Source organism: Parcubacteria group bacterium (genome assembly GCA_041659505.1).
In the GTDB taxonomy this organism is placed as follows: domain Bacteria; phylum Patescibacteriota; class Minisyncoccia; order Moranbacterales; family UBA2206; genus UBA9630.
In genome coordinates this window covers 154,115-171,150 of record JBAZYF010000003.1, presented here as the reverse complement: position 1 = coordinate 171,150, position 17,036 = coordinate 154,115, and the positions used below count along the sequence as shown (strand labels likewise).

Sequence of the window (17,036 nt, the reverse complement as noted above, 5' to 3'; positions counted from 1 at the left end):
AAATAAATATTATGGTAACAAAAAAAGAAAAAAACACAGGGGCAGTAATCTATCAAGCTAAATCCGGAGCGATTGAACTTAAGGGTGATTTTAAACATGAAACAATCTGGGCGTCTCAAGCACAGATCGTTAGTCTTTTTGGAGTCGACCAATCTGTAGTGTCTCGTCATATAAGGAATATATTTAAAGACGGTGAAATTGAGGAAAAAAGCAATATGCAAAAAATGCATAATGCAAATTCTGACAAGCCTATCACGCTATATTCGCTGGATGTTACTTTGGGCGTAGGTTATCGTACTAATTCAAAGATAGCGATAGAATTCCGTAAGTGGGCAACCAAAACCTTGCGGAGCTACATCGTCGATGGCTTTGCCATCAACAAGAATCGGATCAAGAAAAACTATGATCAGTTTTTGGGCGTGGTGGAGGATATCAAAAAACTGCTGCCGCGTGAAACAATCATCGATACTGGCGATGCAATTGACCTAGTCACGCTTTTTGCTGACACCTGGCTTTCTCTGGATGCCTATGACCGGGACGCTTTGCCGAAAGGGAAGCTGACCAAAAAGAAAGTGGTACTCACAGCAACAAAAGTTGCGGACAGTTTGACTATGCTAAGGAGTGAATTGCTTCGTGAGAAAAAAGCGACGGATATTTTTGGCCAAGAAAGGAGCGCAGGAACGGTCGCGGGAATTGTCGGAAATGTGATGCAGACTTTTGGCGGAAAAGAACTTTACGGGACGGTCGAAGAAAAGGCGGCCTATCTTTTGTATTTCATGGTTAAAAATCATCCGTTCATCGATGGTAATAAAAGAAGTGGGGCGTTTGCTTTTGTCTGGTTTTTGCGGCAAGCTAACATCTTAGATGTGAGTAGATTGACACCTTCCGCCCTCACTGCGCTCACAATTTTGGTTGCGAGCAGTGATCCTAAAGACAGAGAGAAAGTTGTGGCTTTGATTTTAAATCTGATTGCGAAAAAATAGCTGCAAAAAACTTGCCAAAGAATGATTATACTGATATAATATCAGTATAATAAACGAAGTAAAAAATATGAAAAATAAAAAAATTAATGTTCAGGGGATTGACATAGCGATTATTTCTAAGGAAAATAACGATTATATCTCCCTTACAGATATGCTAAGAGCTAAGGAAGGAGATTTTTTTATTTCTGATTGGCTTCGGAACAGAAATACTGTTGAATTTCTCGGCATTTGGGAAAAAATAAATAACCCAAGGTTTAATTATGGCGAATTTGCCATAATTAAAAGTCAGGCCGGGCTCAATAGCTATAAAATAAGTGTTAAAGAATGGGTAGAAAAGACTAATGCGATCGGGCTAAAAGCGACTGCTGGCAGGTATGGAGGGACGTATGCTCACAAGGATATCGCATTTGAATTTGGCATGTGGATTAGTCCGGAGTTTAAGATTTACCTCATAAATGAATTTCAACGGCTGAAGCTTGAAGAAAACGAGAGATTGACCTTGGGATGGGATGCTAAGCGGATGCTTACAAAAATCAATTACAAAATTCATACAGACGCGATCAAAGAAAAGATTGTTTTACCTCAAAAATTATCGAAACACCTTGCTGATATCACTTATGCCAATGAAGCTGATGTTTTGAATGTAGCACTTTTCGGAATGACGGCAAGGCAATGGAAAGATAAAAATCCTAAGTTAGTCGGAAATGTACGAGATTATTCCACCGTGACGCAACTAGTTTGTTTGGCAAATTTAGAAAACCTCAACGCTGAGTTCATTCGTGCTGGATTATCACAGAAAAGTCGCTTGCTAAAATTGAACGAAAGCGCGATTTCTCAGATGAGATCCCTCGAGGGAAGCGCAAGTATGAAAAAACTAGAAAGTAGTTCCGGAAAGTAATATGCAAAAAAGGCATAATGCAAAATTTGCACTAACTGACTAAATATTAAAACTAAAACATATGTTCGAAAGATACATCGCGTACGTGAAGGATAATCCTAAGGGGTACTGGTTCAAGCAAAAACGGTTCGGCTGGGGCTGGACGCCGGTCAGGTGGCAAGGCTGGGTCACGATTGCGATCTATGTCGCACTACTCGTCGCTTCCGCCAGGATAATCGATGCAACGGCGCCCAAGAGTGATGTGCCTTACGCGTTTCTTGGCTTAGTAATTTTATGGACCGCCATCTTCTTCGCTATCGCTTTTAAGAAAGGCGAAAAGCCGAAGTGGAATTGGGGCTGGCCGAAGGAAAAATAAAATCTATGGCAAATTTCAAAACCCACATCAGCTTCGGCGTTTTTATCGGCATCGGTTTTATCGTTGCTGGTCTTATCACTTCCTTGATGGCATCGACCGAGGCGATCATCTGGATTTTTTTGGCCGTCCTGGTCGGTTCATTCCTTCCTGATCTGGATATGGATGAAGGTGTTCCATTTCAGATCCTTTTTGGCCTCTTGGGGGCGGGACTGGCTGGTTTAATTTTTTTGGGTCAATATCAAAGCGGAGAAAGAGGATTGAAACTGCTGGTCCTGTTCCCAATGGCAGTGTTTTTGCTGGTCCGTTTTGGCGCAGGCTACGTGTTTGAAAAATTTACCAATCATCGCGGCATCTTCCATTCCGTTCCGGCTGCGGTACTTTTTGGTCTTTTGACGATCTGGTTTTTGAATTTCTTGGCGATCCAAAGCGAGCAAAAACTATTCTTAGGCCTCGCGGTGAGCGTGGGATATTTGGGGCACTTGGTGCTGGATGAAATTTATTCTTCCGTCAATCTGCATGGTCATTCGCTTTTGCCCAAGCAATCATTGGGCAACGCGCTCAAATTTTATTCTTCTTCGAAAGTTGTTACGCTTTTGGTCTACATCTTTATTTTTATGCTTGTCACAAAACTGCCGGAAACGAAAGAGTTGTTGCAATTATTTAGCTAGATAAATTTGTGGTATAATGAGGCTAGTTAATTATTAACTTAAAAAAATGAAAAAAACCAAAATAATTGCCATAGTTGTCGGAGTTATTGTTCTCCTGTTTTTTGTCCTGGTTGCTTTTATGAGGAACATTTCTTCCACCAGCAAGATGGGAGGCGTGGCGCAGTGGGATGGTCTTGACGCTCCGATGTCGACAGGACTGTCTTCTGGTACGACGTTTAGCAATCCGATTTCTGGAGGGGCACAAGAAAAAAACATCACACGTGACAGTGCTCCCAGTGCCACTTATCAGGCATCGGAAAATAGTCAGTCGCTGACAGACAAAAAAGTAGTCAAGAACGGCAACCTGACATTGAAAGTGGATAAGGTCGATGCGGCTGTGTCAGCAATTGAAAAGATCGCAGAGGGGAATGGTGGAAGTTTATTTTCTTCTAATTTTTACCAAAATGATAAATCGCTCAAAAGCGGAACGCTTTCAATCAAAGTGCCGGTCGCTAATTTTGAAAAAGCTTTTGGTGAATTAAAAACTGTCGCCAGCGCCGTCGTGCGCGAATCGACTAATGGTCAAGATGTGACGGAGCGCTACCAGGACCTGGAGGGACGGATCAAGAACAAACAAGTCGAAGAGGCGGCATATCAAAAAATTCTCGATCAAGCGCAAAAAATCAGTGATGTGATCGAAGTCACTCAGGCGCTTTCGCGCGTAAGAGGGGAGATTGAATCTTTCCAAGGACAGTTGCGCTATTTGGCTTCTCAGACTGATATGTCTACGATCACTATCACCCTGTCGGAGGATTCTGGAATTGCTGTTTCTGATTCTTGGCGCCCATTGCAGGTGGCCAAAGATGCAATCCGTTCTTTGGTGATCAAGGTGCAAAATTTTGTCGACTTTTTGATCGTCTTTGTCATTACCTTTTTGCCGACGCTGATCCTTTATCTCTTGCTCTTCTGGATCGTCTATCGGATCGGTCGCTTCATTTTCGTGAAGCTGTTTGAGAAAAAGGAAGAGGAGGGCAAATAGATACCCTTAAAGAATGGTGTATTCTCGCAATATATGCGTTTTTGTGGTAGGATAATGGTAAATATGCTATATGATCTATTTAATTTCTGCCTCTAATTTTTAAAATATTTCAATGTTAATCAAAAAGAATATTTATATTTCATTCGCGATGCTTCTGGGAATGCTTTTAGTAGAAACTTTCCAATGGTTAATCGAAATCTGGCTAGTGGATCAATGGCTTTTTTCTGGTCTTTTGCCAAAGGAATATATCCATCTTGGCATACACTCTTATCTTCCGCCTTATCTGCAAATTATCCTTTGGGCATGTGGACTTTTCGGCGGCTATTTTCTTGGTCAATACTGGTGGCGGATTGTCTACGTTGAGCGCCAGCATCAAGGGATGAAAAAAAATAAAAAACATTAATATGGAAGAACTTTTGTATGCTTAGTAAGTTTCGATGAAAATCGTACTCAAAAAAAATTTCCAAAGCATCAAAACTTCCCTGCCAAGCATGATCGGTATTTTGCTTCTGTTCAGTTTTTGAGCCCGCCGAGCGACAGGACATGCTAGACAGGAATGATTAGTGATTGATAGTTTATAAGAGGAGCATGGTCTGCGTACTGTTTAAAGTGAAAATATGTCAACAGCTATCATCGGAGCGGGTTTTTTGGGCGGAGAAATCGCGCGGCAACTCTTGGAGAGTGGCGCGGATGTTTTAGTGACGCATAATCAAAATCCAAAATTTCCTGGTTCGCTCAAGTTTGATTTTTTTGCGGATGACAGTGAGGAACTTTTTTCTGGCCGTGAGATCGATACGGTTTTTTTGTCGGCGAAAATTGAGTTTGTGGAAGATCAAGAACTTTTAGAAAAAGCGATGCGCCAGTTTATCGCGGGCTGTGCCGGCAAGCGCCTGGTCTATTTTTCCAGTGATGGAATTTTTGCTGGTGAGCAAGGGAATTATTCTGAAAAAGATCTTCCTGTGCCCGTCACGAATTATGGCAAAAATTTAGCGCTTTGTGAAAAATTGATCCGAGAAGAAAGTGAAGACTATTGCATCATCCGTCCAAGCTATCTCTATGGTTTTTCTGGCGGGCGCTTAGATTCTCGTTTATCCAAAGCTTCTGAGGCGCTCAAAAATGGTGAGCGCTTAGAAAGATTCTCAGATATGTATAAATCGCCGCTCGGAGTTTTTCAAGTGGCGCAGGCATCGATAGGATTAGCCTTTTCTGACTATCAAGGTATTGTGCACGTGGCCGGTCCAAGAATGAGCGTCTATGAATTTCATAAGCAAGCACTAGAAGCGTTGGGTGTTTCGACGGACAATTTGGTCGATGTGAAAATGCCAGTCGAGCGGCCGGCGGATTTTTTGGCCGACACTTCTTTGGAATATTCTTTGATGAAAAAACTGACCGGCATCGAGCCGGCCAGTATTAGAGGCAGCTTGGAAAAACAATCCTAGTCTTTCTTCTCTTTTCTTACGCGCATTTCCATGTGTTTCTTTTGTAGCACATCTAGTAATTTTGTCTCATTGACGAATTGGTGGCGGCGGTCTTTGACGATGATCTTTCCGTTGATCATAAGGTCTCTGACCATCCGTCCGCCATGGGTGATGAGATTGCCGATGAGCGTAGCCGGATTATTTTCGTCATAAGGGACAAAACCGCGGTCGCGCAGTTTCCAAAAAACGATGTCGGCTTTCATGCCGGGCAGGATTTTTCCGCGGTCAAGGAGGCTAAGGACGCGCGCACCATTGGCCGTCATCATTTTGAATAGCGTGCCATATTTGATCGGGCGCGCATAAAGATGAGTGATGCGGGCCTGATAGGCTTCAGTCAAAAGATCGAGCTGGTTTTTGCTCACTACACTATCGGTTCCTAGGGAGATGTTTTTGTAGCCATTGGCATCATTGAATTGCCAAAAAGGAAAGACGCCGCTTTTATGGAGCGTGTTGGAAGTCGGCAGATGGACAATTCCGACTTGGTTTTCGGCCAGTTCGATGATTTCTTGCGGCTTGATGTAGATGGCATGTGAAGCGATGGTACGGGAATTTAGCAGCTTAAATTTTTTCAACACTTCCACTTCGCTCATACCATGACAGCGCAGCGTATTTTCTGCGACAGTTTGGCTTTCCGCCAGATGGACAGTCAGAAATGATTGATATTTATCAATGATTTTTTTTACTTTGCGTAAAGTGGAAAAAGGCGTTTTGTAAAGATAGTGCAACGAGATGGCAGGCGTGGAATAGAACTCATCTTTTTTCTGAAGTAATTTTTCCACCATTTCCGGTGAGTTGGTCGGACGGGAATTGCTTACGGCACTCACAGCGTTGAGCAGATTTTGTCTGGTGATCTGCGCGGCGATTTCACCTGACTCAAAACTCGGTCCGTGTGTAAGGGTCGTGGTGATTCCGTTTTTTTGCTGTTCGGTCAGATCGCCGACTGAGGCATAAAAAAGTGATTCTTCCGTTTCGAATTTTTGCCAAGCGGCCATGTTGGAGATTGTTTCATCGACGCTTTTTTCTTCATCAAGGATCATTGCGCTACGCAAAAGATACATATGGATATGGGCATGCGTGTTGATCAGTCCCGGAGTGACGACTGTTCCGCCGCGTTTTCCAGCGTCATAGATGAGGTCAAATTTTTTTGCTTTGATCTTTTCCAGCGGCGCTACTTCGGTGATGATATCATCTTTGATGGCGATAGATTGATTTTTTAAAATGACCAATTTATCATTCTCATTGCAGGTGATGATGAAGGGGATATTCTTGATCAGGATCGTCCGATAATTTTTTTTGTTCACTTGGTAGCGGCTGTGGTCATTGTTGGAATCGGTAAAAATATCAACTTTTGCTCCGACCGCTTTTTGCACCTCAGTTTGGATATTATTTTTTGGCATAATTTTATGGATTTATTATTCCCATTCCGTCGTTCCTGGCGGTTTATTAGTCAGATCATAAAAGACATAGGAAATACGCCCGGTAGCCAAAATGGCTTCGGTCATTTGTTTTAGCACTGTTTTTTCCATCTGGTAAAAATTTAGCGTCATCGCGTCACGGGTGTTGACCGGGCGCAAGACGATCGATTCTTTGCCACTTCCATCAGTGATGGGGATGAGGACGACGGGGAATTGCCAGATCTGTCCATAGATTTTGGTTGCGCGGATATTTTTAGTCACGATCGCATCTATCTCACGGAGCGTTTCTGTGCGTTTCTCGGTCAGATAAGCATCTTTTTTGATCAGTTGAAAAACAGGTTTTTTCCCAGGATTCAAAAGTAGGACGACGCGATTGACTTCGTGGACGGAATTGGTCGTATTGACTGAAATTTGGTCCAGTTTTTTCCAGGCTGATTCTTTCCAGATGGCGAGGGGATGTGCATAGGTGCGGTTGTCGCCCTGGACGCCGACTGAGCGGATAGGTAGGAGCGCTGATCCCATCTCGGGATAATTTTTTTGGTAGAATTTTTTCACCTTACTTTCCTTATCTTTCAGGTCTTCCTCTGGCATTTTATGATCAAGACAAAGGACGCGGATGGCGAGTCCCGGACCGGGAAAAGGATGGCGTTCGATCAAATTTTTTGGGAGTTTTAGAAGTTTGCCGATTTGGCGTACTTCATATTTATAGAAATCGACCAGGGGTTCGACGACCAAACCTTCGTCGATCATTTTTTGGATAGCATCGACGCGGTTATGGTGCGTTTTAATCTTGTCGGAATTTTTCGTCCCGCCTGATTCGATCGTGTCAGGGTAGATCGTGCCTTGTCCCAAGAGCCATTCCTTGTCGTTCAATTTTAATTTTTTTGTGACACTGTCTTTGATATCCAAGAAAGTCTGGCCGATGATCTTTCGTTTATTTTCCGGTTCGTAGATCCCTTTCAAATTTTCAAAAAAAGTAGCGCTCGCATCGATCACTTCCAAATTATCAAAACCGATCTTTTTAAAATTTTTGATGATTTCTTGGGATTCATCTTGACGCATAAACCCAGTGTCGATATAGAGCCCTTTCACCCGTGCTTTTCCCAAAGCTTTGGTCAACAGGGCAAAAGCGACATTGGAATCCACGCCGCCGCTCACCAGAACGAAGACTTTTTTCTTACCGACCTGTTTTTTGATCTTATCCACGAGATGGGCGACCAGATCTTTGATCTCCCAATTTTTCTGCGCCTTGGCAATTTTCAAAACAAAATTTTCCAGCATCTTTTTGCCTTCGAGCGTGTGGTCGACTTCCGGATGGAATTGCAATCCGTAGAAATTATTTTTTTCATCGGCCATCGCAGTCACTGGACAATCCTGCGTGGAAGCAGTGATGGAGAAATTTTTGGGAACTTTCGAGACGGAGTCGCCATGACTCATCCAGACTTTTGTTGTCCGCCGGATGTTTCTAAAAAGCGCCGTCTTATCTTTCAGCGCTAACTTAGCTCGACCATATTCTCTTATGCGTCCCGGCTTCACTTGCCCGCCTAGAAGATGGGCGAGCAGTTGATGTCCATAGCAAAGTCCTAGGATGGGAACGCCTAATTCTAAAATTTTTGGATCGACCGTGAGTGAATTTTTGTCATAGACCGATTGCGGTCCGCCGGAAAAAATAATTCCACTGGCAGTGGTTAATTTTTCCGCAGAAACGTCATGGGGATAGATCTTAGCCAGTACATTCATCTCACGGATATTGCGCGCAATGAGATGCATATACTGCGAACCGAAATCCAAAATGGCAATATGGTCTTTCATATTTTTGAAATTTTTAAAGTCAGGAGTTGAGCTCCTGGAGCTCCAGGAGCTCAACTCCTGGTAGCCGAATGTTTTTCAACATCGAGCGTTGATTATTTGGTCAAGATAGTTTATAATCCTAATATTATTATTAAATATAACTTTATGCAAGAAGCGTTGACGTACGATGATGTTTTATTAGTTCCGCAGTATTCGGAAATTTTGCCTTCGGAGACGGAGCTGGGCAGCCGTTTTTCGCGTAATATTCCCTTGAAAGCTCCGATCGTCAGTGCTCCGATGGACACCGTGACGGAACATAAGATGGCGATTGCGATAGCGCTTCAGGGTGGAATTGGGATCATCCATAAAAATCTCTCAGTAGTCGAGCAGGCAGAGGAGGTGCGTCTGGTCAAGCGTTACCAGAACGGTTTCGTGATTGATCCAGTGACGCTTTCCTTGGAAGATACTGTTGATGAGGTCTATCGGATCCGTGAGGAAAAAGGCTACAAGAAAATCCCGGTGGTTGATGATCAAGGAAAGCTGCTTGGTATCGTGACTGAGCTTTATTATTTCTGGCCTCAAGACAAAGGCAAAAAAGTCAAAGACATCATGAAGCCGGTAGCAGAGCTAGTGACTATGCTTGAAGGGGCAAATTTAGCTAAAGCCAATGAGGTGATCCGCAAGGAAAAATTAGTCGTGCTGTGCGTGGTGGACAAAAATGGAATTTTGAAATCGATCGTGACCAGAAAAGACTTGGAGAAAAACGAGTCTTTTCCTTTTTCCAACAAAGATGCTAAAAAGCGTCTCTATGTCGGCGCGGCGGTCGGTGTCGGCGCGGATCTTTTGGAACGCGCAGAAGCTTTGGTTGCGGCAGGGGTGGATGTGCTTGTGGTGGACACGGCGCATGGACATTCCAAGGGCGTGCTTGAAGCGGTCAAAAAATTGAAAAAAAATAAGCTGACGCAAAAAATTGATGTCGTAGCGGGCAATGTGGCGACAGCGGAAGCAGTCAAAGATCTCATCAAAGCAGGAGTGGACGGAGTGAAAATTGGCATCGGTCCCGGATCGATCTGTACGACGCGCGTGGTGGCCGGCATCGGTGTTCCGCAAGTGACGGCTCTCTTGGAAGCGATCCGTGGACGGGGAAAAAATGTCAACATCCCGATCATCGCTGATGGAGGGATTAAATATTCCGGTGATATCACGAAAGCTCTGGCATTGGGAGCGAGTTCAGTAATGCTCGGGGGACTTTTAGCCGGTGCGGAAGAATCACCGGGAGAAACAGAATTTTTCGACGGGCTGATGTATAAGACCTATCGCGGGATGGGATCGCTCGGCGCGATGCTCCGCGGTTCGAAAGATCGTTATGGACAGGGGAATGTGAAAGAAGTGGGAAAATTTGTACCAGAAGGCATCGAAGGCCGGACGATCTACCGCGGGCCGCTGGAAAAAATTACCTATCAATTGACGGGAGGTTTGCGTTCCGGCATGGGTTATTTGGGAGCTAAGACGCTGGCGGAGCTGGTCAAAAAAGCTCAATTTGTACGCATCACCAATGCCGGTTTCAAGGAAAGCCATCCGCATACCGTGACCATCACAAAAGACGCGCCGAATTATTTCAAAGGCTAGAAGGAGAAGACTTGAGCGTTTATTTCATTTCCACACAGCTCGAGTCGCTTTTTTTGCAAGTGGCGTTAGCTAGGGTTAGTTCTGTTACGTTAGTAAATTGAAAATAAGGTTTCTTTTTAGCGGAAAATGCAATATTTACTAGGTCAATTTGCCTGGCATTGCCAATCACAATGCCTTTTTCTGATTTAGCGGTAACGTTAGCTATGGTGACATTTTCTATCGGCTGTTCTGGTAGACCGTCAATTTTTACTAAATATTTTGGCGAATTTCCTATAACATTAATTTGATCGATATAGATATTATCAATTCGTGGTAAGGCGCTTGTGGAAGGTTTATTAGTGGAAGAGTCATAGTTCATGTCGAATTGCAAAGCGGCACTTTCAATGTTATTCATCTGGATGCCTCCGGCCCAAATGTTTTCCACATAACCACCGCGTCCCGGCAGAGATTTTACGCGTACGCCCTGACCAGAATCTTCGAATGAGCAATCTTTTATGTAGATATTCTTGACTCCGCCTGACATTTCACTGCCAATCGTAATGCTGGAGTGGCCATTTTTCATGCGAGAATTTTGAATGACGATATTTTCCGAAGGCCGGTTGACGCGCCAGCCGTCTTTGTCCACGCCCGATTTTATGGAAATAGAATCATCGCCGGTTTCTAAGTATGTATTATCTACTAGGACGTACTTTGAAGAGTCAATGACAATTCCATCGTTGTTGTGTCCGTCGGTAATAATTTGAATGCCACGAATAAGCACGTTTTCGCTATACAACGGATGCACTGACCACATTGGGCTGTTTTTTAGGGTAAAATCAAGCAGGCGGATATTTTTGCAGTTGACAAACTCCACAAAAAACGGTCGTAAAGCATCACCTTTTTGAGCAAAAATTCTTTCTTCCACGGGCACGTTATCATCGGCCATTTTGTAGAGCCTTTGGGCATCGCCTTTTTGGATATCTTTCCATTTGAGCCATTCCTTGCCTTGCCCGTCTAGTGTTCCCGTGCCACTGATAGAAATATTTTCACAATCTTTAGCATAGATAAAGGGAGAATAATTTAAAAGTTCAATGCCCTCAAAGCGCGTAAAAACGACCGGCAAATAATCTTTCGGATCTTTGCTAAACAGAATCTCGGCTTCTTTTTCCAAATGCAGATCGATGTTACTTTTGAGGTGGATTGCTCCAGTCAACCATTTGCCAGCAGGAACAATAACGTGGCCTCCGCCAGCGTTCGCGCATTCAATGACTGCGTCATTAAAAGCACGGGTATTGAGTGTTGCGCCATCATTTTTAGCACCGAAATCCGTGATGGGGCATTCTTTTTCTGGAATATTTAGATCAGAAAAATTGGGCATTTCAAAGGGAGGCTCTTGAGGGAAAGAAAGGGGAATTGCGGTTTCTTTGCGCAAAACTTTTTGCCAAGGAAAAACCCCCACAAATATGCAAAGTGTGGTTAGTCCAAGAAACAAAATGAAGGTTTTTTTCTTCATAAAATAGCGTCGGTTATTATTTTAAATTTACCCTAATCCATTATTTATAGGAGTTACGCGTTTCACCTCGCAGCCGTATTTTCTAAAAAAATAACTCGAACGCTCTTTTTTCTTTTCAAAATTTTCCCTCAATCGATGGCATCCAATGGAAAGTTTTGAAGAAAAAAGGCATTCTCAGACACGTTTTTTTAGAAAATACGGCTGACTCGGGCAAACGCGTAAGTCCTGATTTAGTATACACTAGTTGGCCATAAACATAAAACTAACGCGAAAAAACTCATTGGACTGCTGGTAATAATTGATATATGATACAAACAGAATTGAAAAACCTATTGAGATCGTTTTTTTATAGTTATGGCAAAAATGACCAATAAAATTTATCTATTTTCCTTTTTGGCGATAGCGTTTTTTGTTTATCTTTTTTTTGGACTCCAGCATCTGGCAAGATTTGAAACGGCCGATGAGCGCTATTGGATGTATGAAGACCCGGAAAATGGGCGCATCTATAGTTACTGGAACGCCCTAGGAAAGGGAAATTTAGAGGGCACCTATATAAACGATAAGCCGGGAATTTCATTGGCTTATATCTCCGGAAGTGCGCTTCTTTTTAAAGATAAACCGGCAGATAGGTTATTTCTTGATAATTCGGTGGAGCGCAAATATGACCCTCAAGAAACCCAGCGAGTGCATTTCCTGTTTCGATTGCCACTTTTGATTTTTAATGGACTATTTTGCTTGGTACTGTTTTGGCTTATCTGGAAATTTAGCGAAAATCAATGGATTGCGCTTTGGGCGACGATCCTCATTTTGCTTTCGCCGATCCTTCTGGGCATCTCGCAAATCGTCAATCCCGATTCTTTGCTCTGGTCTTTTTCCGCTGGAACGATTTTTGCTTTTCTAGGTTACCTCAAAACAAGAGAAAAAAAATTCATTTTTCTTTCCGCGTTGTTTTTGGGTTTTTCATTGCTTAGCAAATATAGCGCGGTAATTCTTATTCCTTTTCTTTTGAGTACGGTTATCGTCGATATTTATTTTGAGCAAGTAAGACGCAAAATTGCGGTTCGTGAAATTAGCCTATTGCTAGTGGCCTATCTTGGGACAATAATTGGAGCGCTGGTTGTTTTTGCTGTTTTTCTTCCAGCAGTATTTGTCCGCCCGGTTCTTTTGTATGATGCTTTTTTAGATTTAGCTGGATTTCAATATGTCCTTTGGGTCATTAGCAGCATGGTTTTTTTACTTTTTTTTGATGCCCTTATTTTTAAAGGTAAGACACTATTGGGGCTTATGAAAAAGACGAGAGTGCTGACTGTGATTTTTCCGCGAATTTTTGCGTTTATTTTTCTGGCGTTTTTCGTGTTTATCCTTTTTACTTGGGGTCTGGGAACTGAATATGGCGAAATTTTCATGAAAAATGTTTCCTTTGATTTGGAAAAATCATCCACGTTCACTGACAAGGCGCTTCTGGTGAAGATTATTTTGGAAATGATGCCTTTGATCTTTTCCCTAACTCCGCTTAGTTTACTTGCAGGCTTGTTTGTCTTGGGAAAAGCAAGCGTAAAAGATTTGGCGTATGCAAAAATAATTTTTTTAATTTTATTTTTTCTTGGCGCATTTTATGCGGCAGTTTTAGCGCAAAATTTGCTCGTAACTATTCGCTATAGCATCATGCTTTATCCTCTGATGCTGCTTTTGGCAGGCATCGGTCTCTGGGAGTTATTTTCTTGGAAGCGGTTGGAAAAAATTGACAAAAACTGGATAACGGCAGGAATTTTGCTGATCAGTTTTTGGAGCCTTTGGGAAGTTAGGCCATTTTATTTTAACTATGCCAGTGATTTGCTTCCTAATAGCCGGATTATCACGGACGCCTGGGGCTATGGCGGATATGAAGCGGCAAAATACCTCAATAGTTTACCTGACGCCGAAAATCTATTGATTTGGACTGATTATAATGGATACTGCCCTTTTTTCAAGGGGCTTTGTATCATGGGCAAAAGCAACGGGAGATTCAAGCTAAGAGAGGGAGAGCCGATCCCGGATTATTTTGTCAAAACTCGCCGTGGAGCGATCATGTATCGAGGGATGTGGGATATGATAAATGCTAAGTATTTACATGAAAATGGTGATACTGTTTGGGAGCTGGTAATCAATGAAAGAGCAAAAAATTATGTTAAAATTTTCAAATATGAGCCAGAAAAAAATGAATAATTCTGAGCAAAAAGAAACTGGACTATTATTTTGTTTAGCCCTGATTTTGTATTTTTCTTTCGGACTCTATCACTTGACCAAATTTGACACGGCTGACGAGCATTTCTGGATTGATCAGGGTCGCATCTCACAGTATTGGCACGCAATGGGAAAAGGGGATTGGAAAAAAACCAGAATCAATGATAAACCGGGAGTATCTCTGGCTTACATTTCCGGTCCGGGCTTGATTTTCGATAAAAATCATAGCGCGGAAATCAAAAAACGGGGAGATGTTTTTACGAGTTATGATCCGCAACAATTTCAAAAAATTAATTTTCTTTACCGTCTTCCGCTGCTCATTTTCAATGGCCTATTTTCTATTTTTTTCTTTTGGGTCATCGCAAAACTGACGGACAATCGCTGGATCGGTCTTTGGTCAGCCACGCTGATTCTGCTTTCGCCGATCCTCTTGGGCATTTCGCAGATTGTGAACCCCGATGCGCTTTCTTGGCTTTTTTGCTCAGCCGCAATTTTGGCTTACCTGCTATTTTTAAAAACGGATGCAAAGAAAATTGCCGCACTTACAACACTATTTTTGGGACTAGCGTTGGCAACAAAATATATTGCCCTTATCCTGGTATATTTTTTATTTTTTGTTTTACTCTCGTATCTGCTTTATTCTTATGAAACCAGAAAAGAAAGTCAGGAAATTTTTTCCCAAAAAGTTTTGCGCCTAGCGCTTTTCTACCTGGCAATTATTTTTGGAGGATTTTTGCTATTTTCTTTTTTGATGCCGGCCGTTTTCGTGAAAAGCAAATACCTTTTTGATGATGTGATTAATTTTAATCACAAGGGTTTTATTTTTTGGACTACATTGAGCGCAGATCTGGCAATCGCAGCGGATGCGTTTTTTTGGCAAAGCCGTGTGGTTTTATTCCTGATGGAACGATGTAAACGGTATAGTAGTATTATTTTTAAAGGTATCGTGGTAGTTGTCGCCGGACTGTCACTTTTGGCTTTTTTCAATTGGGCGTTCAAAATCAATCTGTGGGATCTGGAGGCAGTGCCATTTGATTCCCGGCAGAGTGATTTTTTTATCAGTTTGTCTTTTTGGAAAAAACTAATTCTGCAAGCGCGTCCGCTGGTTTTTTCCCTTACGCCATTGGTGTTCTGCGCGCTCATTTTTATTTGGCTGAAAACTGTTTTTCAAAAGACCCAATTTGCTTTCTTGGTTTTTATGCTTTCGGCTTTTGTGCTATTCTATTGGATTGTGGTAACAATGCAAAACTTGCTGGTCAATATCCGCTATGGCATCATTCTTACTCCACTGGTTATTTTTCTTGCGACAGTAGGGATCTGGGAGTTTTTGCAGTATAAAAAATTTCAAAAGCTCAACAAGGTGCTTATTTCCTTTGCGATTATTTTTGTCAGCGCGGTCAGCCTATGGTTCATAAGGCCGTTTTATTTTAATTATGCCAATGCTTTTTTGCCTCAAGAAAATCTAGTTACTGGCTCCTGGGGTTATGGTGGATATGAAGCGGGGCAAGCAATAAAAGCAATCACTGCCCAAAAAGAAGCGACGGTAATTGCGGATTATCCTGGTGTCTGCCCGTTTGTTTTTGGTCAATGTGTCGATATCAGCAATGATAATCGAAAAAAAGTGATTGAGGTGCTCAATCAAAATCGCGATGATGTTTATTTCGTTTTGACTCGGCGTGGCCAGGTGCGCTGGGGCTATATCGGGCAATTCATCGAGGCAAAAAAAAGCCCCCCGCTTTGGGAGCTTTTGATTGACAATCGGCCGGGAAATTTTATCCGAGTCTATAAACAGAATTAAAATATTTTAGTATTTTTCAATTTCGATTTTTTCATCACAGTAGTAACTCTTACCTTTGAATTTTTTCCGGTGCATGGTGAGGCGCATAAAATAATCGATGAATAGATTGAGCGGGCGCAAGAATTTGGCCCGGTCAAAAACTTTGGCTACGGCAAAGAAAGTAGACCAAAAAGTGATAGTAAAAATTTTGGGCGGAATATGGGGCGTGATGAATGTGTCCCAGATCAGCGGACGCATTTTTTGTCTGTAGGTTTTTTTAAGTTTGGTGCGATCGCCGGAAAGTGCCAGTCCGGCAATCTTTCCGCTGCGCATCGCATAATAGATGCCTTCGCCCGTGAGCATTTTCACTAGTCCCATAGCATCACCGCAGAGCAAAATATTGTCCGTGCAATAAGTCTTGACCACTCGCAGAGGCAATGCTCCGCCGAAAGTTTTCTTAATCGCATGCTCTTTAGGCAAGATATTTTCTTCCATCGTCCAAGCGATAAAAGTATCGAGATAATATTGCAAAGCGTGTTTGGGTTTTCGTACTATGCCGACGCCGACTTGGTAGCCGGTGGCTGTCGGAAAGATCCAGCCATAGCCAATCTCTTTCCTATACCCGGCGACTACATGCACATTCAAGTCTTTTTTTTCACAGGTTATGTTGCATTCCAGGCAGTAGCCGATCTGGTGCCTTTTTAGTTTTGGGTTACCAAGAAATCTAGATATTTTGCTATGGACGCCATCGGCCCCGATGAGATAGGTGGTAAAAATACTTTGCTCACCATCAGAAATTGTGTAGCCATTTTTTCCTTTGAAGGTAGCCTTTTGGATTTTTTGCAGATCAAATTTTAGAAAAGTGACGTTGCTTTTTTTGAGTGCCTCTTCGAGAAGCAGATTATCAAACTCATAGCGGTCGATCTGGTCAAAAAGATGTTTGAACCGTCTGTTGGCGATGTATTCACAATTCCAATAAATTTTGATTGTTTCGCAAGAATAAGCAGTCAGTTTATCTTTGATTTTGGCATAGTTCTTGAGTTCCAGTGGCCAATCGCGACTGCTCATCAGACCGCCGCCGCAAGCTTTGTGGCGCGGAAAATCAGACTTGTCGATGATTAAAACTTTCAAACCTGAAATATAATAAGCGGCGGTACTGCCAGCCGGCCCCGCCCCGACAATGATGACGTCGTAGTTTTCCATAAATATTTGTTTACTTAAGTCTAGGGGATAGTAATATTTTGGTCAAACAAATTTAGGACTTACGCGTTTGCCGTGATAACCTTCAGACCGCGTGGCCTTTGCAAGT

General features: G+C 42.5%; 14 protein-coding genes. 10 read left to right on the top strand and 4 right to left on the bottom strand.

Annotated features, from left to right (window positions below):
- Positions 1-11 precede the first annotated feature (11 nt).
- The 7 genes from WC848_05105 to WC848_05075 all read left to right on the top strand — a co-directional run bounded on the left by WC848_05105 (position 12) and on the right by WC848_05075 (position 5,361).
- Positions 12-983 (top strand): virulence protein RhuM/Fic/DOC family protein, encoded by a 972-nt coding sequence (locus tag WC848_05105; protein ID MFA5962033.1) that lies wholly within the window; start codon positions 12-14, stop codon positions 981-983.
- 67 nt (positions 984-1,050) lie between these two features.
- Positions 1,051-1,881 (top strand): KilA-N domain-containing protein, encoded by an 831-nt coding sequence (locus WC848_05100; GenBank protein MFA5962032.1) that lies wholly within the window; start codon positions 1,051-1,053, stop codon positions 1,879-1,881.
- Positions 1,882-1,942: 61 nt separating this feature from the next.
- Positions 1,943-2,236: a hypothetical protein gene (locus WC848_05095; protein MFA5962031.1), complete on the top strand. Its 294-nt coding sequence runs from the start codon at positions 1,943-1,945 to the stop codon at positions 2,234-2,236.
- A gap of 5 nt (positions 2,237-2,241) precedes the next feature.
- Positions 2,242-2,904 carry a metal-dependent hydrolase gene (locus tag WC848_05090; GenBank protein MFA5962030.1) on the top strand — a complete coding sequence of 221 codons (663 nt, stop codon included), beginning with the start codon at positions 2,242-2,244 and terminating at the stop codon, positions 2,902-2,904.
- Positions 2,905-2,950: 46 nt separating this feature from the next.
- On the top strand, positions 2,951-3,922 hold the full coding sequence (locus WC848_05085; protein ID MFA5962029.1) for a DUF4349 domain-containing protein: 972 nt from the start codon (positions 2,951-2,953) through the stop codon (positions 3,920-3,922).
- A 112-nt stretch (positions 3,923-4,034) separates the two neighbouring features.
- On the top strand, positions 4,035-4,325 hold the full coding sequence (locus WC848_05080; protein ID MFA5962028.1) for a hypothetical protein: 291 nt from the start codon (positions 4,035-4,037) through the stop codon (positions 4,323-4,325).
- A gap of 214 nt (positions 4,326-4,539) precedes the next feature.
- Positions 4,540-5,361: a sugar nucleotide-binding protein gene (locus WC848_05075; GenBank protein ID MFA5962027.1), complete on the top strand. Its 822-nt coding sequence runs from the start codon at positions 4,540-4,542 to the stop codon at positions 5,359-5,361.
- Here WC848_05075 and WC848_05070 read toward each other — a convergent pair.
- Both WC848_05070 and guaA read right to left on the bottom strand, forming a co-directional pair.
- On the bottom strand, positions 5,358-6,797 hold the full coding sequence (locus WC848_05070; GenBank protein MFA5962026.1) for an amidohydrolase family protein: 1,440 nt from the start codon (positions 6,795-6,797) through the stop codon (positions 5,358-5,360). The genes WC848_05075 and WC848_05070 overlap by 4 nt on opposite strands.
- 15 nt (positions 6,798-6,812) lie before the next feature.
- On the bottom strand, positions 6,813-8,627 hold the full coding sequence (gene guaA / locus WC848_05065) for a glutamine-hydrolyzing GMP synthase (GenBank protein ID MFA5962025.1): 1,815 nt from the start codon (positions 8,625-8,627) through the stop codon (positions 6,813-6,815).
- A 144-nt stretch (positions 8,628-8,771) separates the two neighbouring features.
- On the opposite strand from guaA, the gene guaB reads away from it, so the two are divergent.
- Complete coding sequence (guaB, locus tag WC848_05060; protein MFA5962024.1) at positions 8,772-10,235, top strand: IMP dehydrogenase; 1,464 nt, start codon at positions 8,772-8,774, stop codon at positions 10,233-10,235.
- 19 nt (positions 10,236-10,254) lie between these two features.
- On the opposite strand, the gene WC848_05055 is transcribed toward guaB, so the two are convergent.
- Positions 10,255-11,727: a glycoside hydrolase family 28 protein gene (locus WC848_05055; GenBank protein ID MFA5962023.1), complete on the bottom strand. Its 1,473-nt coding sequence runs from the start codon at positions 11,725-11,727 to the stop codon at positions 10,255-10,257.
- Positions 11,728-12,090: 363 nt separating this feature from the next.
- Between WC848_05055 and WC848_05050 the strand changes: the two genes are divergently transcribed.
- Positions 12,091-13,932 (top strand): glycosyltransferase family 39 protein, encoded by a 1,842-nt coding sequence (locus WC848_05050; protein ID MFA5962022.1) that lies wholly within the window; start codon positions 12,091-12,093, stop codon positions 13,930-13,932.
- Entirely contained in the window at positions 13,892-15,748 is a 1,857-nt protein-coding gene (locus WC848_05045) for a phospholipid carrier-dependent glycosyltransferase (GenBank protein ID MFA5962021.1), read from the top strand. The genes WC848_05050 and WC848_05045 overlap by 41 nt, the downstream gene beginning before the upstream one ends.
- Before the next feature lie 6 nt (positions 15,749-15,754).
- Here WC848_05045 and WC848_05040 read toward each other — a convergent pair whose 3' ends face one another.
- Positions 15,755-16,930 carry a geranylgeranyl reductase family protein gene (locus WC848_05040; GenBank protein ID MFA5962020.1) on the bottom strand — a complete coding sequence of 392 codons (1,176 nt, stop codon included), beginning with the start codon at positions 16,928-16,930 and terminating at the stop codon, positions 15,755-15,757.
- Positions 16,931-17,036 lie beyond the last annotated feature (106 nt).

Excerpts from the sequence above, each read along its gene's own strand:
- WC848_05105 (MFA5962033.1), top strand. The coding sequence starts at position 12 with ATGGTAACAAAAAAAGAAAAAAACACAGGGGCAGTAATCTATCAAGCT.
- WC848_05100 (MFA5962032.1), top strand. The coding sequence starts at position 1,051 with ATGAAAAATAAAAAAATTAATGTTCAGGGGATTGACATAGCGATTATT.
- WC848_05095 (MFA5962031.1), top strand. The coding sequence starts at position 1,943 with ATGTTCGAAAGATACATCGCGTACGTGAAGGATAATCCTAAGGGGTAC.
- WC848_05090 (MFA5962030.1), top strand. The coding sequence starts at position 2,242 with ATGGCAAATTTCAAAACCCACATCAGCTTCGGCGTTTTTATCGGCATC.
- WC848_05085 (MFA5962029.1), top strand. The coding sequence starts at position 2,951 with ATGAAAAAAACCAAAATAATTGCCATAGTTGTCGGAGTTATTGTTCTC.
- WC848_05080 (MFA5962028.1), top strand. The coding sequence starts at position 4,035 with ATGTTAATCAAAAAGAATATTTATATTTCATTCGCGATGCTTCTGGGA.
- WC848_05075 (MFA5962027.1), top strand. The coding sequence starts at position 4,540 with ATGTCAACAGCTATCATCGGAGCGGGTTTTTTGGGCGGAGAAATCGCG.
- WC848_05070 (MFA5962026.1), bottom strand. The coding sequence starts at position 6,797 with ATGCCAAAAAATAATATCCAAACTGAGGTGCAAAAAGCGGTCGGAGCA.
- guaA (MFA5962025.1), bottom strand. The coding sequence starts at position 8,627 with ATGAAAGACCATATTGCCATTTTGGATTTCGGTTCGCAGTATATGCAT.
- guaB (MFA5962024.1), top strand. The coding sequence starts at position 8,772 with ATGCAAGAAGCGTTGACGTACGATGATGTTTTATTAGTTCCGCAGTAT.
- WC848_05055 (MFA5962023.1), bottom strand. The coding sequence starts at position 11,727 with ATGAAGAAAAAAACCTTCATTTTGTTTCTTGGACTAACCACACTTTGC.
- WC848_05050 (MFA5962022.1), top strand. The coding sequence starts at position 12,091 with ATGACCAATAAAATTTATCTATTTTCCTTTTTGGCGATAGCGTTTTTT.
- WC848_05045 (MFA5962021.1), top strand. The coding sequence starts at position 13,892 with ATGTTAAAATTTTCAAATATGAGCCAGAAAAAAATGAATAATTCTGAG.
- WC848_05040 (MFA5962020.1), bottom strand. The coding sequence starts at position 16,930 with ATGGAAAACTACGACGTCATCATTGTCGGGGCGGGGCCGGCTGGCAGT.